The 21,446-nt window shown below is 48.3% G+C and carries 20 protein-coding genes; 6 read left to right on the top strand and 14 right to left on the bottom strand.

Going from position 1 to position 21,446, the window contains the following annotated elements; all coding sequences use genetic code 11:
• Positions 1–88 precede the first annotated feature (88 nt).
• The 4 genes from EKM87_RS02140 to EKM87_RS02125 all read left to right on the top strand — a co-directional run bounded on the left by EKM87_RS02140 (position 89) and on the right by EKM87_RS02125 (position 2,330).
• Positions 89–238 carry a helix-turn-helix transcriptional regulator gene (locus tag EKM87_RS02140; protein ID WP_125681357.1) on the top strand — a complete coding sequence of 50 codons (150 nt, stop codon included), beginning with the start codon at positions 89–91 and terminating at the stop codon, positions 236–238.
• Between the two features lie 59 nt (positions 239–297).
• Positions 298–645: an MmcQ/YjbR family DNA-binding protein gene (locus tag EKM87_RS02135; RefSeq protein WP_125681355.1), complete on the top strand. Its 348-nt coding sequence runs from the start codon at positions 298–300 to the stop codon at positions 643–645.
• Between the two features lie 75 nt (positions 646–720).
• Complete coding sequence (locus EKM87_RS02130; protein ID WP_125681353.1) at positions 721–1,680, top strand: alcohol dehydrogenase catalytic domain-containing protein; 960 nt, start codon at positions 721–723, stop codon at positions 1,678–1,680.
• A 197-nt stretch (positions 1,681–1,877) separates the two neighbouring features.
• On the top strand, positions 1,878–2,330 hold the full coding sequence (locus tag EKM87_RS02125; RefSeq protein WP_125681351.1) for a hypothetical protein: 453 nt from the start codon (positions 1,878–1,880) through the stop codon (positions 2,328–2,330).
• A 135-nt stretch (positions 2,331–2,465) separates the two neighbouring features.
• Here the strand turns inward: EKM87_RS02125 and EKM87_RS02120 are convergent, their stop codons facing one another.
• Positions 2,466–3,881, bottom strand: coding sequence for an MDR family MFS transporter (locus EKM87_RS02120; protein ID WP_125681349.1), 1,416 nt, complete (start codon positions 3,879–3,881; stop codon positions 2,466–2,468).
• Between the two features lie 181 nt (positions 3,882–4,062).
• Here EKM87_RS02120 and EKM87_RS02115 point away from each other — a divergent pair, with 181 nt between their 5' ends.
• Positions 4,063–4,647, top strand: a complete 585-nt coding sequence (locus tag EKM87_RS02115; protein WP_125681347.1) for a TetR/AcrR family transcriptional regulator — start codon at positions 4,063–4,065, stop codon at positions 4,645–4,647.
• Between the two features lie 202 nt (positions 4,648–4,849).
• On the opposite strand, the gene xerS is transcribed toward EKM87_RS02115, so the two are convergent.
• From xerS to parE, 9 genes are all read right to left on the bottom strand, one after another.
• Positions 4,850–5,914 carry a tyrosine recombinase XerS gene (gene xerS, locus EKM87_RS02110; protein WP_125681345.1) on the bottom strand — a complete coding sequence of 355 codons (1,065 nt, stop codon included), beginning with the start codon at positions 5,912–5,914 and terminating at the stop codon, positions 4,850–4,852.
• Positions 5,915–7,126: 1,212 nt separating this feature from the next.
• The gene (locus EKM87_RS02105) at positions 7,127–7,570 is read right to left on the bottom strand and encodes an NUDIX domain-containing protein (protein ID WP_125681343.1); all 444 of its coding nucleotides are present in this window, start codon (positions 7,568–7,570) and stop codon (positions 7,127–7,129) included.
• 46 nt (positions 7,571–7,616) lie between these two features.
• Positions 7,617–8,138: a peptide-methionine (S)-S-oxide reductase MsrA gene (gene msrA / locus EKM87_RS02100; protein ID WP_125681341.1), complete on the bottom strand. Its 522-nt coding sequence runs from the start codon at positions 8,136–8,138 to the stop codon at positions 7,617–7,619.
• Positions 8,139–8,155: 17 nt separating this feature from the next.
• Entirely contained in the window at positions 8,156–8,596 is a 441-nt protein-coding gene (gene msrB, locus EKM87_RS02095) for a peptide-methionine (R)-S-oxide reductase MsrB (protein ID WP_125681339.1), read from the bottom strand.
• Positions 8,597–8,731: 135 nt separating this feature from the next.
• Positions 8,732–9,304, bottom strand: a complete 573-nt coding sequence (locus EKM87_RS02090; protein ID WP_125681337.1) for a matrixin family metalloprotease — start codon at positions 9,302–9,304, stop codon at positions 8,732–8,734.
• 146 nt (positions 9,305–9,450) lie between these two features.
• Positions 9,451–10,380: a manganese-dependent inorganic pyrophosphatase gene (locus tag EKM87_RS02085; RefSeq protein WP_125681335.1), complete on the bottom strand. Its 930-nt coding sequence runs from the start codon at positions 10,378–10,380 to the stop codon at positions 9,451–9,453.
• A 35-nt stretch (positions 10,381–10,415) separates the two neighbouring features.
• On the bottom strand, positions 10,416–11,375 hold the full coding sequence (locus EKM87_RS02080; RefSeq protein ID WP_125681333.1) for a LysR family transcriptional regulator: 960 nt from the start codon (positions 11,373–11,375) through the stop codon (positions 10,416–10,418).
• A gap of 136 nt (positions 11,376–11,511) precedes the next feature.
• Positions 11,512–13,914, bottom strand: coding sequence for a DNA topoisomerase IV subunit A (gene parC / locus EKM87_RS02075; protein ID WP_404819648.1), 2,403 nt, complete (start codon positions 13,912–13,914; stop codon positions 11,512–11,514).
• 76 nt (positions 13,915–13,990) lie between these two features.
• Positions 13,991–15,964 carry a DNA topoisomerase IV subunit B gene (parE, locus tag EKM87_RS02070; RefSeq protein ID WP_125681329.1) on the bottom strand — a complete coding sequence of 658 codons (1,974 nt, stop codon included), beginning with the start codon at positions 15,962–15,964 and terminating at the stop codon, positions 13,991–13,993.
• A 265-nt stretch (positions 15,965–16,229) separates the two neighbouring features.
• Between parE and plsY the strand changes: the two genes are divergently transcribed.
• Positions 16,230–16,868, top strand: a complete 639-nt coding sequence (gene plsY, locus EKM87_RS02065) for a glycerol-3-phosphate 1-O-acyltransferase PlsY (protein WP_125681327.1) — start codon at positions 16,230–16,232, stop codon at positions 16,866–16,868.
• Between the two features lie 563 nt (positions 16,869–17,431).
• On the opposite strand, the gene EKM87_RS02060 is transcribed toward plsY, so the two are convergent.
• From EKM87_RS02060 to xerC, 4 genes are all read right to left on the bottom strand, one after another.
• Entirely contained in the window at positions 17,432–18,307 is an 876-nt protein-coding gene (locus tag EKM87_RS02060) for an aldose 1-epimerase family protein (RefSeq protein WP_125681325.1), read from the bottom strand.
• Positions 18,308–18,396: 89 nt separating this feature from the next.
• Positions 18,397–19,809: an ATP-dependent protease ATPase subunit HslU gene (gene hslU / locus EKM87_RS02055; RefSeq protein ID WP_125681323.1), complete on the bottom strand. Its 1,413-nt coding sequence runs from the start codon at positions 19,807–19,809 to the stop codon at positions 18,397–18,399.
• Between the two features lie 21 nt (positions 19,810–19,830).
• On the bottom strand, positions 19,831–20,373 hold the full coding sequence (gene hslV, locus EKM87_RS02050) for an HslVU peptidase proteolytic subunit (RefSeq protein ID WP_125681321.1): 543 nt from the start codon (positions 20,371–20,373) through the stop codon (positions 19,831–19,833).
• 16 nt (positions 20,374–20,389) lie between these two features.
• Positions 20,390–21,325: a tyrosine recombinase XerC gene (gene xerC / locus EKM87_RS02045; RefSeq protein WP_125681319.1), complete on the bottom strand. Its 936-nt coding sequence runs from the start codon at positions 21,323–21,325 to the stop codon at positions 20,390–20,392.
• Between the last annotated feature and the right edge of the window lie 121 nt (positions 21,326–21,446).

Raw genomic sequence — 21,446 nt, 5'->3', positions numbered from 1 at the left:
GTCATAAATGTCAAAAAGTTTTTACATTTGATATCAAACATGTTTTACTAAAAGTGTTAGATAGGATTGACATAGGAAGGCGAAAGCGATGCAAAATAGTATTGCCATTTGGCGTAAAACACTAGAATTATCTCAGGCAGAGGTGGCTAAATTGGCGGCCGTGACGTGGCAAACAATCAATGCCATTGAAAACGATAAGTATAATCCGTCGCTAAGCCTGGCCTTTAAATTAGCATAGATTCTAAACGCATCAGTAGACGTCTTGTTTGACTATCGAAGTGAAGGAGAGTCATAACTATGGAAATGACAAAAGAAGCCCTCATTGCATTTAGTAGCGAGGGCCAGAAAGTTAGTGTTGATGAGCCGTTTAACGCCCCGGGTCGCCGCAATCGGATTGTCTTCGACGCGTTACGACACGCGGCTAGTAAGAAAATATTTGGGCTGGCCTACGAGAAAAATGAAACCCTGTATCTGGATTTGAAATGTAACCCTGCCAGCATTGATGAGTTGATTAACACGATGCCTTACATCCTACCGGGGCAGCACTTTACGAAGCAACACTGGATTACCCTGGATATCAGTCGGGTGCCATCCAAAGAGGTCTTGCGGAAACTTGTTGAAGCAAGTTTCAAATTGACCGATTAATTAATGGTATGATGATGTAGACTTGAAGCAGGACGGATCAGTTCAGTTTTTGCAAAATGAAGGGAAGATCACACTATGCATGCGGTAGTCGTTAATCGGCCAGGTGGGCCAGAAGTTTTAGAATACACAGAGGTCCCAACCCCCGCAGTTCGACCGGGCTGGACTCGGGTTAAGGTTCGGGGATTTGGTATCAATCATTCGGAAATTTTTACGCGGGAGGGCAAGTCGCCTTCTGTTCAGTTCCCACGAATATTAGGAATTGAAGTTGTTGGCACGGTTGATGAAACCAGTGCACCGGATCAATTTCACCTTGGTCAAACCGTGGTCTCCTTAATGGGCGAAATGGGTCGGGCCTTTGATGGCAGTTATGCCGAATATGTTCTGTTACCTAACGACCAGGTATATCCAATTAAGACTAAGCTAGACTGGCCCCAACTGGCGGCGGTTCCCGAGACCTTCTACACGGCGTTTGGTATCTATCAGAGCTTACGCTTACAGGCGGGTGACCGTGTGTTGATTCGGGCCGCCACTAGTGGTGTGGGCGTCGCGGTACTGAAATTAATGAAAGCATCCGGCTTGAATCTGTCAGTCGCGGGAACCTCACGCTCGACGCGTAAAGATGGCGCTCTGAAGCAGCTTGGGATTGATCAGGTTCTGCACACGCCTGACGCTAACGTCTTGCCGGCAGAAGCTGGAGAATTCGACAAGATTGTGGATTTGATGGGGCCTTCAGCCGTACAGGATTCCCTGCAGCACACGGCCGAATGGGGTATCGTCAGCGCGACCGGGGAGCTCGGTGGTGTCTGGACGCTTGATGGCTTTGATCCCATCATGGACATCCCCAACAATCGTTACCTGACGGGGTTTTATTCGGGTAACGTTGATGCCGCACGTATCCAAAGCTTATTCGACTTCATCGCGGAGCATCAGGTTGATGTGACCCCAGACCATATCTTTACGCTAGCTGAAACGCGAGCTGCGCATGAGTATCTGGCGACTAGTGAGGGCCTTGGTAAGGTTGTCGTGTTGCCCTAGTTAAAGATAAGTATAAATGGTCAATCCACATTTGGGTTGACCACTTTTTAGGTTTAAGGTGTATACTACACAAATGGTCTTAATCGTTTAAATAAATAGCTTAAGGAGTTTAACGATGCAAAATCTAGATTTAACCAACTTGGTGTTGGGTGTGTGGCTACTTTTCGTTGTGATCAAACGGCAGCTTGCCCCCCCAAGTGGTTCGCTTTAAATTAAAATTCTTTGTACTGGTGACACTGTTGGGAGCCGCGTCAATCGGAGATGCCTTCAACAAACAGCATTTACAGATAAGTCCTTCACAGGCAGCTATCTTTGGCGGCTTGAGCTTAGCTAGTGCGATTATTTTTGCTCTCTTACGGGCCTGGTCCTATCGGTTCTGGGTGGATGATAATGGACTGGTGATGCGCCAAGGGAATTGGTTGACGTTGGTCTGGTGGGTCGTCGGTATTGCCGGCCACTTGGGTGTTGATCGGTTATGGACTGGCAGTTCAGTTACATTATTGCTCTATTTGGGCATCACCTTGTTGGTGCAACGCGGGTGTGTTTGGTGGTTAGCTGGCCGAAAGTATCCAACGGAAATGCGTGCTAACGCTGAACTTCAAGCCGAACGGCATCATGACCGTAGTAGAGGAAAACGCCGTCGAGACTAAGCTAACGATATTTCTAAAAATCGGCATATAAAATTACTAAAATATCTGTTGTGTATAAACATTAAGATTTGTTTATTACAGCAGATATTTTAATAGTTATTATTTTAAAATGTCGATTAAGAATTACGGAATAGTCTACGAATTTTGTTTATGATTCCCTAATCGGTTGGTCAACATCATTGCTGGAATTGCTAGTAATGCTGTGAAGATGACGGCCCATAAAAATCCTTGTTGGTAACTTGAAGCAATCATGCTCAGTCCCAGAAAATGACTGTGATTAGTCTGGTAATTCACAACAATAGTGGCTAATAAAGCAGATCCAAAGGCACTACCAACGTTCTGCATGATCCGAGTTGCGATTGAAACTTGACCGGACAGTTTCGGGTCAATACCGATGAAAGAATCGGTCATAAGCGGGCTAATGATCGCCCCGGCCCCTATTCCTCGAATGAAGAGGACCACCATCAACAGCCAATAAGCAGAGTGTTGGTTGAAGTAGATGAAAGGAACTGAGCCAATCAGTGTGATTGCCAGTCCACCAAGCATGACAAACCGTGCGCCGATACTATCAATCAAACGGCCAATAATTGGTCGCGCAAGCAACATACCAATGCCTTGTGGTAACAGTGACAGCCCAGCCATTGCAACTGATTGACCACGCAAATTTTGGAAAAATAGTGGCAACAATAGCATTGGACCATTCGTTGCTACACCGGCTAAAAACAGGCCAATCACCGAACCATTGAAGTTCCCATGTTTGAATAGTGATAGTGGTACGATTGCCTGTTCTTTTTTCAGTGTGGCATAGATGAAATACAGAACACCTGCAATTGCACCGATGATCAGGTAAGTAATCGTGGTGCTATTGGTAAAATTAGCTTTGGAACTCGCTTGGACAACACCATAGACAATGCTGGCTGACATCCCTGCAAGTAAAGCGACCCCGAGCCAATCGAATTTGGCATAGATGTTCTTAGGTGCCGTATGCGGCAGCTTTAACCAAATGAAAAGTGCAGCAATAATGGTTACTGGAATATTTACAAAGAAAATCCACCGCCAATTTAAGTATTGAACAATGACACCGCCAAAGACTGGCCCTAAAATTGGTCCTAATAAGACTGGCAGACCAACCACCGCCATCAAACGACCCATCATACTGGTACCAGCAATATCAACCAGTAACGTCGTTAATAGTGGGGTAATCAGTCCAGCACTGAACCCTTGAACGAAACGAAAGCCAATCAAGACGTTGATACTTCCTGAAAGACCGGCAGCAAGGGACATAATACCAAATAACAGCTCAGCCGCTAAGAAAACATTTTTGCCACCAAATTTATCGGTGAGCCAGCCGGTGAAGGGCACAGCAACTACCATAGCCAACAGATAGCCAGTGACAACCCATTGAACGGTACTTAATGAGGTATTGAAGCTCTTAACTAAATGATTCAGGGCAATATTGACCATCGTTGAATCAAGAAGCGGTGCGATGGCACCTAAAACGATGATCCAGGCTTGATTCAAGATGTTTCGTGGTAATTTTTGTTCTTTCATTTTGACGCCTCCACTTTTAAGATACCGCAGTACCTAATTTAAGGTACTGTGGTATCTTATCTCTAAAGGTGATTTCCGTCAAGTTTTTGCATTTGGTGATTGCTCATAGTAATAATTCCGTGTTAAATATTAAACAATTTCGTGGTACAGTTAATAAGAGATTAGGATAGGAGCTTATAACATGGTACAGAAACGGCGACGGGGGCAACAACTCGAAAATGATATTTTGGCAGCCACGTTAGAGTTAATTGCGACAACTAAATATGAAGATTTAACTATGGATATGATTGCGAAGAATGCCAGTACGAATAAAAATGTCCTGTATCGCCGGTGGGATTCTAAAGCAGATATTGTCTTGGCAGCATTGAGAACACAGATTGGAAAATTTAAATTAGATATTCCCGATACTGGTAATGTACAAAAAGACTTAATTAAGTTATTTGATGAAATAGTAACTGCAATGTCGCAAATGAATTATCAAAATATGATTGGGCTTGCTAAAGAACGACTGGGGAGTATTACTCTTGGTGAGTATTTTGACAAGCTTAATCGGGATAATTATCTGACGCAGATTGTAAAAAAAATCTTTGATCAAGCACGAATTCGTGGTGATTTAAAAGCTGAAATGCCACAACAGTTTTATAACATGCCCATCTTATTAACGCTCGACGCTTTATTTGATGATGAGCCAATAACAAAGCAACGTTTTCATAACTTGGTCAATATGGCTTTGATGCCCGTGTATGAACGCTTTTTAGATGAATGAATATTACTAGTGTAATCAGAAATGATATGAATAATTTGGCGCGAAAAATGCTGCAACTAGCCAAATTTATACCAGCCTAAAAGGCCAGATTTCCTTTCATAAGGAAATCTGGCTTTTTCTAACTTAGGTCGCTGATTTTAAATTAAATCCAAAATAAAGTATATTTTTAAGAAAATTTTTTAGGCAAAAATCAATTAATATTTTACATTTTTTCCAACCCATGCCTTTGTTCCTCATCAATAATATGGGTATACAGCCCGGTCGCACTGGTTGAGTTCTGTCCCAACTGGGTGGCCACGAGCTGCTCGTTCTTGGTGGCTAGGTAGAGTTTTGAGGCTAACGTGTGACGGAGCTTATGCGGCGTGATACGGACCTTAAACGCGGAGGAATACTTGGCTACCATTTTTTCCATGGAATTGGCCTGCATGCGCGAGGCCTGACCACGATAGCTGCTCAGAAACAGGGCCCGGTCGCTACTGGTCGCGTGATAAATCGCCGTTCGGTGCTCAACGTAGTCTTGAATGTAAGGCAACGTCCACGGGGCGATGGGCACCGTATCCCGTTGGCCACCCTTACGGACCACACCAATCGTGCCCGTCTTCAGGTTCAGGTGGCGCAAGTCAGCATTGGCGGCCTCTGAGACTCGCAAACCGCTGCCCAATAGTAGGGCGTTGATGGCTAGGTCACGCTGTTTATCCCGATGAAAGTACCGTTTCTTAGCTGGCGATAACAGGTTTTCGTATTTTTCGTCGATAAAGGCCAAGTAATCATGATCCGTGTCGCCCAGCATGAGCTTAGTCTTTAAGTTGGCGGCCCGAGTTGCGTAGGTCTCACTGGTTCGGACCAGGGCAATCTTATGCATCACGTTACGGTCGAAGTAGGCTTCACCGTGTTCGTCTTCAGTATCTTCCGTTAAGTACTTGAAGAGCGACGACAGGGCGTTTAATGATCGATTGATGGTAGGATGGGTTCGGCTACCAGGGGCGCCCGTGAGCTTGGTTTGATTCAGCAGGGCGGACTTGTACAGCTCAACGGTTTCCTTTTTTAAAGTGGCCAGTACCTGAATGTCAATGTCAGCGGGGCAGGTGGCTGTCGTCAGGCCTTCACTGATCAACCAGTTGAAGAAGCGGCGGTACTCGGTTAGGTACTGATAGAGGGTAGCTGGGGATAGGGGCACGGTCGCTTTGGCCTGGTAGTATTCCTGGACGTACCAGGGTGCGGTGGCCAGTTCTTCGTTAATTAATTTTAAGTAATGTTGCTTCTCCATAGAGGTGGCCTCCAAACATATGTTCTCATATGTTATATGATAACGATGAATGGCACAATTAGCAAGTCCCCCGTCTTATTTTTGTTTACTACTATCTTTAAAATATTTGTTTTAATGAAAGTAGTAGTTGGAATGGGACTGGTATGACCTGAGGAGCTAGTTAGCGTGTTTCGGTTGCAAATGCCTGTGATGCCTGTTGTATAGGCTTTTTTGCCGGTATTTATGCTATGCTTTATGTTGAGGAGCAGATTGCTTATGGTACTTTTAAAGTTGACAGATGGTCGTTAAATACTGATATATCAGCATTCGTTGTTGCAACGGCGTTTTAGGACCATGACACGTCGCATATATTTCATCTTAAACTAAGAGAAACGCGTTGTCTGAATGCCAGCTGAGGCTGCATTTATTCAAAACCAAATCCCAGTTAACTAGTCGCTGATGCCCACGGTTAGTGATAAGCGTCGTCAGGCAATGTTTACGTGTATCCGTTAGACAGACCATGTAGATCATCTAGCCGACTAAGTTCAGCAACTGCCATCACCAGGCCAGACGGCAAGTACTTTCTAATCACTGGCTGGTAATCCGTGTTTGTCCGGTACTTTAGCTTAAGAACCGGCAGCAATCTCACAGGACCAAGCGCTATCGGAACCAATGGGCATAACGCGATTTTGGACGTTGATTCTAAGCACACGTTCAGGCTTTAGACGGATACTTGACCATGAAATTAACGGAGAATCCGCCTGTAATTTGACGGTTTTGGCTGGTCTTAGCTGGTGAATAGGTTTGCTGACAGCATGCAGTTGTGACGGTAGCATTTAGTTGAAATTAAACTGATTTAACTGCGGACAGCTGAATTGCGGTCGGTAAGTTTGCAAGTTAATTTAAGTTGGTGGTGACGCAAGCAATCTGTCTAGTATTATGATTGGTAGTCACACGCACGTTGTCAGTGAGTTGCTGTTCAACTGGGCTAACATATTTTTTAAATCGGTAACAGCAAGTCCATAAGTAGCATTGCAAAAAATATCGACGCACATCAAAGAAAGGGCATGACCATTCTTCAAGTCTAAATCAGAAAACTGTTCTACTTTACATAATATATATTATCGAAAGTAGAGTTAAAAACTAAAAACGACCTCATCAAGCTAATGTTCTATAAAAAATCAGCAAGCCTAAACGCATTTTTACACGTCTCGGTTTGCTGATTAGTTTACGTTATTTGATCAGAGCCATCTCTTGTAAGATTTTCTTCGTCAATGGCGTCAGATTCTCTGGTAATTGCTGTAGATCAAAAAAATTAGCCGAGCTAGTCTCGACGTTATCTGGCTGTGCTTCGCCAGTGACTGTTAACGTGTAAACGACCGTCACGGAATCAATTGGATCGCCGTTTGGATACGTGTATTGCATGCCTGGACCACTGGCAACCGTCATGAGTTTAGCGTCAGTTGCGATTAAGCCAGCTTCCTCACGTAATTCACGTCGCGCCGTGTCTTCAGCGCTTTCGTTGAGCTCCTTAGAACCGGCTGGCAGTCCCCAAAGCAAGTTATCCGTTCGTTTGATCAACAAGAGCTGTTGCTGACGACGAACAACTGCTGCGGAACCAACCACAATTAAGGGTTCCTGACCAACTTTTTGCCGTAAATTACGTACATATCCCACTGCAAACACCATCCTTTACCCACAATTGTAGCATACAGAATGGGCATTAACGCCACTTATTTTGGATAAAGTCTTGGCGACCGCCCATTTCTTCAATCTGATAACGGAATGGATTTCGCTTGTAGAAGTCCTGATGTTCCTCCTCAGCGGGATAAAATGGTTGCACGTCCTCAATCGTGGTGACAATTGGGTCGTCAAAGCGTTCGCTGGCTGTCAACGCTGTCTTAGAGGCTTCTGCCACGCGACGTTGTTCAGGACCGTTAACGTAGATGACTGGTCGATAGCTGTCGCCGCGGTCTTGGAACTGGCCGCTGGCGTCCGTGGGGTCAGTTTGCCGCCAATAGATTTCAACCAACTGTGCGTAACTGATGGTAGCTGGATCGAATGTGATTTGTACGGCTTCGGTGTGGCCGGTGGTATGGCTTGCAACCTCAGCGTACGTTGGATTGACGGTATGTCCACCGGTGTAACCGGAGACAACGGATTGAATTCCCGGTTGTGTATCAAATGGTTGAACCATACACCAGAAACATCCGCCGGCGAAAATAGCCGTTTCAGATTGACTCATCGACTCACCCTTTCTGTTTAGTCAAAGAGTTGTTCAAAATCATGATAGCCCTTAGCTTCCAACTCATTGGCAGGAATGAACTTCAGCGCCGCCGAGTTGATACAGTAACGTAAACCGCCAGTCTCAGCGGGACCGTCGTTAAAGACATGACCTAAATGAGATGCCGCGTCAGTACTCCGGACTTCTTGACGAACCATTCCAAACGAGTGATCCGTATTTTCCTTGACGTTGGCGGCATCGATTGGCTTGCTAAAGGATGGCCAACCACAACCGGCATCATACTTATCGGTGGAGCTAAACAACGGTTGACCACTCACCACATCGACGTAGATACCGGGTTCGTAGAATTGGTCGTACTCACCAGTGAACGCAGCCTCTGTGGCCGCATGCTGCGTGACGGCAAATTGTTCAGCCGTCAGTCGTTTCTTTAAATCTGCCTGATTCTCTTGAGATGCCATTCAGATTCCTCCAATCAATTGTGCACAACTAATAAGCTTATTTCTAGTTTATGCTTCTTTGTCAAAATTACAATTAATTTGATTAAAAAAACGTTATCACTGAGGGCTTAGCCCCGTGATAACGTTTTAAAGGTCCTAACTTGCTTCGCCAGCTGGCAACGTATACCGAAGTTTAACGGCTTGGATATCTACCTTCTGGATACCTTCATCGCGGTTACGGTAGTACATGACGCTATGCTTAGATGGATTGTGACCTAAGCCCATCGTGTGGCCTAACTCGTGTTCAGCGACGTGTAAGTCATCTGACCGTGAGTAGCCGTATTCTTGCAGCAATTGGGCGTTCAACGTCGATTTGACAGACTTTAGATAGTCATTTCTAGACCAGAAATCTGTGAGACCAACGTCCTGACCCATTGATGCAGACTGGGACTGAGAAGCCGTCGACAATTGAATCTGGGCGTGGGCTGCTGAACTCTGTTTGAAATGAAACGCACCAGTCTTGTTCCAAGCAGAGATGGCCCCCTCCCAAATGTGCCGGTAATAGGCCGACTTGGTATCAATCACGTACGTGGCATGATCACTCGCGAAACGTTCCGGACCAAATGGTGTGGCAGTCGTTGCCAAAGCAACAATATTGCCGACCTGCGTGAGTAACAGACCAACAGCGATAACTGCGGTAATAATTCCCCGGTACCAGCTTCTTGTCATGCATAATCCCTCTCCCTCGAAGGAAGATGCCTAACGACTACCATCGACCGTATTATAGCGAATCCTGTTTTAAGCGACTAAAAAAAACACCTCTTCCCAGTCAAAAAACGGGCAGAGATGTTCGTTAGATCGTAAGTTATCTTAAATTAGCCTTCGAAGGCAGCGGTCAATGGAGGCACCACTTGCTTCTTCCGGGAAACAACACCAGGCAAGCTAGCACGGTTGTTGTCCAGCTTAGTGTTGAAGGCCGTTTCGACAGCGCTCTTAGGTTCACCGGCAACGATGAGTTCTGAGTCGCTGTTCAGGACGTTGGTGGCCAAGGTAATGAACAAGTCGTAGCCGTCAGCAGCCATTTCAGCTTGCATTTCCTTTTCCAAACCAGCCTGACGGGACAGCACGTCGTCTAAATCGACCGTGTTGATTTGGCCGATCCGTACGCTCTTGTCACCCATGTCGAATGACTTAGCGTCACCGTCGATGAGTTCCTTGTCAGACTTAGCTGCCAGGTTAGTCCCAGCCTTTAACATTTCGATACCGTAGCTTTGAACATCCACGTCAGCGATTTCAGCTAAGGCGCGAACAGCTTCGCGGTCCTTGTCAGTCGTCGTTGGGGATTGTAATAACAGCGTATCTGAAATGATAGCGGAAAGCATCAAACCAGCTAACTTAGCTGGGATTTCGATTTTTTCTTCGTCGAACATTTCGGTCAAAATCGTGCTGACACAACCAACTGGTTCTGCCCGGTAGTACAAAGGCAACTTCGTTTCGAAGTTAGCGATTCGGTGATGGTCAACGACGTGGGTAACCGTCACCTTGTCGATGTCCTCAACACTTTGTTGGGCTTCGTTGTGGTCGACCAACATAACGTGGTCAACTTCGTTAGAAGCAGTCTTGATGACCCGTGGTGCTGGTTCGTCAAAGTGGTTCAACACGAAATTAGTTTCCATGTTAGGTTCGCCCAAGGCAACGGCTTCAACGTCCAGGCCCTTCTGGGTTTGGAAGTAGGCGTAGGCCTTAGCGGCAACGATAGCGTCCGTATCTGGATTTTGGTGACCGAAAATCAATGCTTTACTCATTAGATAGAACTCCTTTAACAAATAATATTTTTAGTTTATTGGTTCCGAAGTTGTTTAAGGCGGGAAATGTAATCGTCGGTATGTAAGTACCGGTCAAACTGCGCCAAGAAGTGACTAATGCGGGGGATTTCTGCTTTACCCTTCCGGAAGACGAAAGCCAAATCGAACCGAATGTTTGGATCGAAATGGGCCGTCCAGGTGTTGGGTAAGTCGTCCTGCCCAATCATAAACGAATTTGGTAACGCAGTCGCGGATTGCGTCTGCATGGAGAAATGGAGCAGTTGGGTCGGTGTGGTAAAGTTCGCCACACTCTTAGGAAAATCAGCCAGTTGATTCTTGTAGGCTTCGTGCAACGTTTGGTTCAGGTAGTACCCATCCGGATACATGGCCCAGACGTTTTCGGTGGTGTCCTTGAACTTGATCCGCCGTTTCTTGGCCAACTGCTCGTCGTGATGGATGAACAACAGGTCGTCCGAAATAATCTTCTTCGATTCGTACGGTTTCCAGTTCTTAATGGAGTCATCGGGTAAGTACATGATAGCTAGATCAATCTTGTTGTTTTCCAGGCGCTCCCAAATTTCCTTCCGGGTTAACATGTGGAAGGAAATCTTGAGATCCGGATTGTTTTGATACGACAGAATGGCAAAATCCTCAAAAACGGCATCTTCCATGGATGCCAGTAACCCGATGTTGATTTCACCTTGCGTGGCACTGGTCGATTGTTGAATCTCGTCAGTAGCTTGGTTGAGAATGCCATAAATCTTGTGCGTCGCGTCGAGCATGGTATATCCGGCGTCGGATAGCCGCAGTTTCTTACCGACTGAATAGAATAGTGGTGCGCCCACCGTTCGTTCCAGTTTCTTGATCTGCTGCGTTAATGCTGGTTGCGTGATGCCTAAAATCTGGGCAGCCTGCGTGTAATTCATGGTCTCAGCAAGCTGTAGGAAATACGTCAGGGTTTTTGAAGAAAAAATGCTTTCCTGCTTCGTCTTCATCCGCTTTTGCTCCTTATCATTGTGACGGGCTCCGCTAAACAACGTCCTGTCAACTAATGGTTACTATTACTGTATATGATAGGCCGTTTACACTAAAAGCGCAACGATTTCTGCTCGCAAAGTCGCACAGATTGTCTTATTCCAAGACTAGTTCCGTTGGTTTGAGACGTAACTGGACCGGCGTCCCCTCAACGTCAGTATCCACAACGAACGAGCCGTTAGAGTAACGACCGCTAAGTGGGTGTTCGGTTGGCAGGACATCGTGAGTCCGTTCTCTGTCCGTCAGAATTTCTAATGCGGGGTTCCCCGCTGGAATCGTCATGAAATCAACGACCCGGTGCGGTTCACGCTTTAACTCGTGTAAGACGACCACTCCCCGGCGAGCCCGACTCGTGACTGACAATTCTTTCATTGCCAGTCGCTTGAAGGCCCCACGTTGGGTGATCAGTGCAATGGTATCACTATCCGTGACCATGGCTAGGTTGACGACTTCATCGTCGTCGCGCAGGTCCATGGAACGAACACCGGTGGTCCGGGCCCCATTGATTGAAACCTCATCCAAGGTGTAGCGCAGTGCGTAGCCATTCTTGGAAATTAAGAGGATTCCCTGTTCAACGGGTTCCGTCAGGTACTTGACCTGAACGACACTGGCGTCCGGATTCTTCAACTTTTCGTAGACCGCGGCACGACTCTTATACGTCCGACCCGGTGTCAGGTCCTTAAAGGCGGTCTGCTTGATGTACCCATCGCTGGTGGCAATCAAGAAGTGACCGGCCTCCTTCAACGTCTTAAAGGCGTAGGTGGCCACGATTTCTTCGTCGGACTCTAAGCCGATGGTCTGAGAAATATGTTCACCAGTTTCCTTCCACTTCACATCGCTGATTTCATGAACGGGCCGGTAAATCAGATTCCCCTTGTTAGTGAACATCATCAAGTGATCCAATGTGCTCAGCTGTTGCATGAAGATTGGGTAATCCTCATCCTTCAACCCGTTGTCTGCGGGGTCCGAAGCCGTATAGGAACGGACACCAGAGCGTTTCAGGTAACCATCGTGGCTCACTAAAACGACAACGTCTTCATCGGCAACCGTGACGGTCGTCTTGATCTTCAGGTCTTCAATTTGATCCTGAATCTCAGTTCGACGAGGGTTCCGGTATTCCTTAGCAACGGCTTTTAATTCCTTCCGCAGCACAGCGTTCAACGTCTTGGGGTCAGCCAAGATCTTCCGGTCCTCTTCGATAGCGGCGGAGAGCTTGGCAGATTCGGCCTCTAGCTGAGTCACGTCGGTGTTGGTCAACCGGTATAACTGCAGGGCTACGATGGCATCCGCTTGTTTCTCGGAGAAATCGTAGGCACTGACCAGGTTATCCCGCGCATCGCGCCGGTCCTTGCTGGCCCGAATGGTTTTGATGACTTCGTCGAGAATGGACAAAGCCTTAATCAACCCTAAGACGATATGCTGTCGATCCAGCGCCTTTTGCAGGTCGTACTGGGTCCGCTTAGTAATCACCGTGCGTTGGTGTTCTAGGTACGCTGACAGGATGGTCTTGAGACCGACGTGTTCTGGCCGTTGGTGGTTGATGGCCACCATGTTGAAGTTGTACGTGATTTGGAGCTCAGTGTTCTTAAACAAGTAGTTCAAGACCCCTTGGGCGTCCGCATCTCGTTTGAGTTCAATGGCAATTCGTAACCCTTCACGGTCGGTTTCGTCCCGGACTTCGGCGAGGCCTTCAACCTTTTTGTTTAACCGAATTTCATCGATTTTTTTAACTAGTTGGGCCTTGTTGACCTCGTAAGGAATCTCCGTCACCGTAATTTGGCTCTTATTCCCGCGGAGTGGTTCAATCTTAGTCTTGGACCGTACGACGATGCGGCCCCGACCAGTCTCATAGGCCTTGACGATGCCATCTTTCCCCTGGATGATACCACCAGTTGGGAAGTCTGGCCCCTGCACGTAAGTCATTAGTTCAGCCAGTTCAGCCTTGGGATGACTCAAGAGGTAGACTAAGGCGTCCACGACTTCTCCTAAATTGTGCGGCGGAATCTCGGTAGCGTAACCCGCTGAGATCCCAGTGGATCCGTTAACTAACAGGTTGGGGAATCGGGCTGGCAAGACGGTGGGTTCGTACTCAGTATCATCGAAGTTGAGGACCATTTCCACGGTATCCTTGTCGATGTCACGGAGCATTTCGCCTGCCAACTTACTGAGACGAGCTTCCGTATACCGCATGGCGGCTGCGGGGTCCCCGTCCATGGACCCGTTGTTCCCGTGCATTTCAACGAGTGGTTCCCGAACTTTCCAGTCCTGGCTCATCCGCGTCAGTGCTTCATAAATGGAACTATCACCATGGGGGTGAAAGTTACCCATGACGTTTCCGACAGATTTAGCGGACTTCCGGAACCCCTTGTCGTAGGTGTTCCCGTCCTTGTTCATGGCAAATAGGATTCGCCGTTGAACGGGCTTCAGGCCGTCCCGAATATCGGGAAGCGCCCGTTCCTGAATGATTGATTTGGAATAACGACCGAAGCGGTCGCCCATAACTTCTTCCAACGTTAGCTCTTGAATTTTTTGTCCTTCACTCACGAATTAATTGCTCCTTTCACCGGAATTTTGATTAATCAGTTGATGAGGCCGATGAGTCGTTTTCTAACAGACTCGAATTATCTTCCTCTAAGGTAAATTGAACGTTGTTTTCAATCCACTTCCGGCGTGGTTCAACCTTATCGCCCATCAGCGTCGTGACCCGGCGTTCTGCCAAAGCGGCGTCGTCAATTTGGACACGAATCAGGGTCCGGTTATCGGGATCCATGGTCGTTTCCCACAGTTGTTCGGCGTCCATTTCCCCTAACCCCTTGAACCGTTGAAGGTTATACCCGTGGTTCTTGATCTGCTTCGTCTTTTCGGCGAGTTCGTCGTTCGTCCAAGCGTACGCAATGTCTTGGTTTTTCCCGGTCCGTTTGATACGGTACAACGGTGGCAAGGCAATGTAGATCCGGCCGGCGTCGATCATCGGTCGCATGTACTTGTAGAAGAACGTTAACAGGAGAATTTGGATATGAGCACCGTCATCATCGGCATCGGTCATGATGATGACCTTGTCGTAATTGGCGTCCTCAATGTTGAACTCAGCCCCGACACCAGCACCAATCGTGTAGATCATGGTACTGATTTCTTCGTTCTTCATAATGTCAGGTAGCTTGGCCTTCTCGGTGTTCAAGACCTTCCCCCGTAATGGCAGGATAGCTTGGAACTTCCGATTCCGACCTTGCTTAGCTGAACCACCGGCGGAATCCCCTTCGACTAAGAACAGTTCGTTCTTGGCCGCGTTCTTGGATTGCGCGGGCGTCAACTTACCAGAGAGAAGGCGTTCGTGTTTCTTATGTCGCTTTCCGTTCCGGCTTTCGTCACGTGCCTTTCGAGCGGCTTCACGCGCTTGGCGGGCCTGCGTAGACTTCTTGATCAGCATCTTCCCGAAGTCCCCATTTTCCATGAGGTAGTAACCGAGCTGTTCGCTGATCACGCTGTCGACGATGGTCCGGGCTTCGGGTGTTCCTAGCTTTTCCTTCGTTTGGCCTTCAAATTGTAAGAGGTTTTCGGGCACTCGCAGCGAGATGACGGCTGAGAGACCTTCACGGACATCAGTTCCTTCCAGATTTTTGTCACGATCCTTTAGAAGACCAACTTTACGGGCGTATTCATTGAACGCCTTGGTCCACCCACTCCGCATACCAGCCTCGTGCGTACCACCGTCCTTGGTCCGAACGTTGTTCACGAAGGAGAGCAGGTTTTCAGTGTACCCATCGTTATACTGAGCAGCTACTTCGACCTCGATGCCGTCTTTGCTACCGTCAAAGTACATGACGTCGCTCAACGTATCTTTGTCTTCGTTAAGATACCCAACAAACTCTTTGATCCCGTCTTCAAAATGATAGGTTTCTTCACGTTCCTGACCCTCGCGTTCGTCGGTCAGGGTAATCTTGACGCCCTTTAGTAAGAAGGCGGATTCCCGTAGCCGTTCCGCTAAGGTGCAGAAATTATAAACGGTGGTCGTGAAGATCTGACTGTCCGGTTTGAATGTCAGTGTGGTCCCGTTATGGGCCCGGGTATTGCCTAGTTTTTTCAGCGTACCTTGGGGATGGCCCCCGTCTTTGAATTTTTCTTGATAGCGCACGCCATCACGGACAATGGTGACCGTGAGTGCGCTTGAGAGGGCGTTGACCACGGAAGCCCCGACCCCATGAAGTCCCCCAGAGGTCTTGTACCCCCCCTGGCCGAATTTCCCACCGGCATGCAGCACAGTGAGAATGACTTCTGGTGTTGGAATTCCTGAGGCGTGCATGCCGACTGGCATACCCCGCCCGTGGTCAACGACCGTAATACTATTGTCCTGGTGGATGGTCACGTTGATTTCCTTACCATAGCCAGCCAGAGCTTCATCGACGGCGTTATCTACGATTTCGTAGACCAAGTGATGCAGACCCCGGCCGTCGGTTGACCCGATATACATACCAGGACGTTTACGAACAGCTTCCAATCCCTCCAAAACCTGAATGGAGGAATCGTCATATTTTGGTTTTGCTTTCGCCATGCGTAAATCCCCTTTACTTTTAGTCGTTAAAAATACAAATTGTAATGCTTCTCTAGTTTACCCTAAAGCGAACATATGTTCAAATAGTTCGTCCAGTGCCGCCCTAATGGTATCCAGTAACTTCATAATCATACCACACGAAGTTAAAACCGTGCCAGAATTTCAGAGATAATTGGCGTTCCGGTTAAAACATGCTAAAATATAGGACAGCTTAATTTGTGGTGATCAGCGATGATCCCACCAAACCGGAGCGGAGGAAATACTTGTGAAATTAATTGGCTTACTTCTTGTGGCCTACCTCCTGGGTGCCATTCCCAATGGTGTCTGGGTCGGCAAAGCCTTTTTTCAAACGGATATTCGACAGTCTGGCTCGGGGAACATCGGGACAACAAATACGTACCGGGTCTTAGGACCGTATGCCGGAACCATCGTGATGGTGCTGGATATTGCTAAGGGGACGGTCGCAACGTTGCTGCCCACCTTCTTCCCCGGGTTAGTTGTCCCTGTGACGACCGTCCTCGGAACGGCAACGCCACTCCTGTTCGGCCTCATGGCCGTTCTAGGACATACTGTGTCGGTCTTCGACCACTTCAAGGGTGGTAAGGCGGTGGCCACCTCAGCGGGGATGCTACTAGCTTACAATCCTATCATGTTTGTGATTGCAGCCGGCCTGTGGGTCAGTCTGATCTACTGGACCAGCATGGTCAGTCTCGCCAGCATGATTGCTTTTAGCCTGATTACATTGATCTCGTTAGGCTTTCAGGACTGGTATTTGACCGGGATTGCGTTGGTCTTGACGATCTTTGTCTTTTACCGTCATCGGACGAACATTACGCGGATCCGTCAGGGAACTGAGTCGATGGTTCCCTTTGGTCATGGCTACCGTAAGCGCCACGCTAAATAGAAACACTGAGGGCTCTCAATGACTTTTGTCGTTGGGAGCCCTTTTTTCTTTGAAATGAATTTTTGAACTGCGCTCCGGCAGCCAGGGGGTGGGCCTGCTGTGGGGACGCTTCAGCCAAAGAGCGGGCTTCTCGCTCGCTTTGAAGCCACGAAGCCCCCGTGTCTTCAAAGGCGCCCATGACCTAAGCTAGCACAAAACACTAGCTAACGTCATTTTCACGGCCGGCCCACCCCCTGGCTACCTCCGCTCAAATTGCTGGTTTTAACGGAAAATAGGCGCTGCCAAACTTAACATGTGCTGTTCAACCGCTTAGAGAGTCAGATAACAATATTAACCTGTGGATTAGGCAGCCTAATTTGTCTCCTGCCACTTACTGTTTGCCAGCTAATACCACGGGCAACTTTTGAGGCAAAGGACCTTCGTGGCTCAAAATCGAGCGAGAAGTCTGGTGAACTTTCCAGTCTGAAGCGTCCCTACAGCGGGCGGAATCCCTGGCCGCCGGAGCGCAACCAGCTTAGCAATATCGCTGTCTACTAGTACTGGATTGATGCAAACACTTCAGTTTAGAAGTAAGTAATTTGGTAAGCCGCCTGGAAATTCTCGTGGCCGGCCAAATGGTGGATGGCCACCTTGGTTTCTAAATCACCGGTTGCCTGAACGTCATCTGCTAAGCCCCACCAAGGTTCAAAGCAAACGAATGGTGCTTGCTTGGGGTATGGTGACCAGATACCAAGGTACGGGGCGGCCACCGTCAATGCGACACCGTGGTCGCTGTCAGGTGTACTCAACATCACCGTGGTTTCGTGGTTGTCCAGTGTCAGAACCTGAGCGTCGTGGTCAAATAATTCGTGATCCAAGCCCATTGGTTGCGTCAAATCGAGGGGGACACTGTGTTGCGTGTCGCTGTATGGACCAACCAGTGGCACACGTTGGTAGACCTTTTTTGGTGAAACAGTGACTTGGTAATCTGTAAAGTCTGCAGCTGGGTCACCCAGTGGGACGTTGAAACCGGGATGGGCCCCCAGGGAGAACGTTAACGTATCATCCATTGGATTGGCTACGTCCGCTGAGAACTTCAGTTGATGGTCCACCAGTTCGTAACTGATGGTCAAGATGAAGTCGGATGGGAACAATGTCTTCGTTTCGGCATCGGCCTTGAGCTCAAGACTAACGTGCGTCGTGTCCTGATCGACAACGGTAAACGTCCGGTCACGAGCGAACCCGTGCTGGGTCATTTGATAGGCTTTACCGTCGAGGCGGTACTGGTTATCCTGCAAGCGACCAACGATGGGAAAGAGAATTGGGGCGTGACGACCCCAGTAGGCCTTATCCGCCTGCCACATGTACTCTAAACCGCTCTCATTGTCTTTGACACTCGATAGTTCGGCACCCAATGGGTTGACCTGAACCGTTAAATATTCGTTGTTAAGCGTTATCATCGAATTCCTCCCAGACTTAAATCATCACTCTCTATGATACCCCACCTCGCCAAAAAGAGCCAAGACAACTGTCCTGGCTCTCGTAATGTTTATAGGATGTAGCGTGACAGGTCCTTGTTCTGAACGATGTCACCAATCTTATCGTTAACGTAGTTTTCGGTAATCGTGACGTCACCGGTCCCCATGTCAGGCCCTTCGTAGAGCAGGTCTTCCAAGAGCTTTTCCAGGACTGTCTGTAACCGCCGAGCACCAATATTTTGGTTCTCATGGTTGAGTTCAAAGGCCAATTCGGCAATCCGTTCGATAGCTTCCATAGTGAACGTCACCTTCACGTTGTCGGTCCCAATCAGGGCAATGTATTGCTTGATCAAGGCGTTGTTCGGTTCAGTTAAGATCCGGACAAAGTCCTGCTTGCTCAGGTCGTTTAATTCAACCCGAATTGGGAAACGTCCCTGTAATTCAGCAATCAAATCGCTAGGCTTGGATTCAGCGAAAGCACCGGCAGCGATGAACAGAATGTGATCGGTGTCGATGGTCCCATACTTGGTCTTGACCTGCGTCCCTTCAACAATTGGCAAGATATCGCGTTGGACCCCTTCACGGGAAACGTCGCCGCTGTTTTGGCCACTGCCCTTGGTGATCTTGTCAATTTCGTCCAGGAAGATGATTCCAGTGTTTTCGGCCCGCTTGATGGCATCGTGGTTGATATCAGCGTTGTTGACTAATTTTTCGGATTCTTCGGCAACCAAGATTTCACGCGCTTCGGCCACAGTGACCGTCCGCTTGATTCGCTTCTTCGGCATGATAGAGCCCAGGGTATCGTTTAAATCGATTCCCATTTGGCCCAGCATGTTGTTATCAGTGGCGTTGGCTTGTTGAGGATCATCCATTTCAATCTCGACCTGGTGGTCTTCCAGCAAGCCCTTGTTCAGTTGGTCTGCCAAGGATAACCGTTCGTTACGAATATCATCGGTAACTTCTTCTTGATCCGTTGGTGCCGTAGGCGTTTGGCCATTTTGCATCTGTGAGAACATGTTCATCATGTTTGCAAAGTCGTTGTTGTTCTTGTTTTCTTTCTTCTTGGCCGGTGCCAGCAGCTTAACTAACCGCTTGTTAGCAGCTTGAACAGCGTCGCTCCGGACATTCTTGAACTGATCTTGTTTCTGCATGCTGACGGAGACTTCGACCAAGTCCCGGACCATGGACTCAACGTCGCGGCCAACGTAGCCGACTTCGGTGAACTTGCTGGCTTCGACCTTGGTGAAGGGTGCGTGTACAATCTTAGCCAACCGGCGGGCGATTTCAGTCTTCCCGACCCCGGTCGGTCCAATCATTAACATGTTCTTAGGTGAGATTTCTTCTTGCATGTCGGCATCGAGTTGCATCCGACGGTAACGGTTGCGTAAGGCAATCGCAATGGATTTTTTAGCTTCGTCCTGACCAATAACGTATTGATCAAGTAAGGCCACGATTTCTTTAGGCGTTTTATTAATAGCGTCCACAGTGATTCCTCCGTTCAATAATTAAAGTTCTTCAGAAATAACGTTCTCGTTGGTAAAGATGTCGATGCCCCCAGCAATGTGGATGGCGGTTTCGGCAATTTCCTTAGCGCTCATGTCGGTAGCGTGGTGGTGTAAGGCCGTGGCTGCGGCCAAGGCAAAGTTCCCACCAGAACCGATGGCCAGGATGTCGTCGTCTGGAGCGATGACTTCACCAGAACCGGAAACCAATAGCATTTCGTCCTTGTCCATGACAATCAGTAAAGCTTCTAGCTTTTGGAGTGCTTGATCGGACCGCCATTGCTTGGCGAGTTCGACGGCAGCCCGTTGCAGGTTGCCACTGTATTCATTTAATTGACCTTCGAATTTTTCTTCAAGGTTGAAGGCATCGGCGACACTACCGGCAAATCCAACGACGACTTGGTTGTTGTAGATGCGGCGAATCTTGTGCGCGGTCCCCTTCATGATGACCTTTTCTCCCATGGTGACTTGCCCGTCACCCGCCATGGCGTTGTGGCCGTTGTGTCGAACAGCACAGATGGTCGTGGCTTCAAATTTTACTGGCATAGTTTTATCGATCTCCTTAGGATGGCTTCTTTTGATGTGACTTATCTTCGGTTGCGCGTGGGAAGAACTGGCGGTAGTCCCGCTGTAAGTGTTCCCGCGTTACGTGAGTGTAGATCTGCGTCGTGGATAGGCTGCTGTGACCCAGCAATTCCTGGACCGACCGGAGATCTGCACCCCGGTTCAAGAGGTGCGTGGCAAATGTATGCCGCAACATATGCGGGTGAATGTCCGTCGTTAGACTGCTGCGCTTGATGATCTGGTTGAGCAAATAGGTCACCCCAGCCGATGTCAGCTGACCGCCCCGCGAGTTGATAAAGACAAAGGCATGCGTCTGCTGGTTCTTGGTCATCAGGGGTGTTCTGGCCGCTGTAAGGTAGCGTTCCAAAGCGTCGCCGGCGTAGTGGCCGAACGGCACGTAACGTTCCTTATTCCCTTTCCCATGGATCAACATCATGCGGTTATCAAAGTCTACATCGGGGAGCGTCAGATTGACGCATTCACTGACCCGGATGCCGGTGCCATATAGCACTTCCAACACCGCCGAGTCTCGGGTTGCCAACTGTTCATTGGGGTTAGCAGCCGCCGCAGCAAACAATGCCGTCATTTCCCGTTCATAGAAGAAGCGGGGTAAGTGATTCTGGTGGTGTTTTAACTGAATGTAGGCAAATGGATCGTCAGTCGCTTGCCCGTTGCTCATCAGAAAATTGTAAAGTGACCGCAACGTGGATAGCTTCCGGGCAATCGTCGTCCGGGTGTAGTGGTGATCGTAGAGGTCGCTGAGGTAAACCTCAACGTCCAACTGGTCGATCGCCGACCACGGCTTGACGCCCCCATTGTCTTCGAGAAAATGGTGAAATTCTTCCAGATCCTCGCGGTAGGCCTTCACCGTTTCCGGAGAATACTGTCGCTCACCCTGCAGATACGTGAGAAAGTCTGTGACTGCTTGGTCCACGTGAACACCTCCTGTACTTGTTAATGCTAGCAAATGGCTTAAAAAAACACAACTAACTCATCAACCAGTTTTTGCTGGCCCATTTTCCCGACTGAAAATAACTGGTTTCACGCAATCACGC

The organism is Levilactobacillus yonginensis (assembly GCF_003946265.1).
GTDB lineage: Bacteria > Bacillota > Bacilli > Lactobacillales > Lactobacillaceae > Levilactobacillus > Levilactobacillus yonginensis.
The sequence above is the reverse complement of the archived record's forward strand: the minus strand, read 5'-3'. Positions and strand labels throughout refer to the sequence as shown.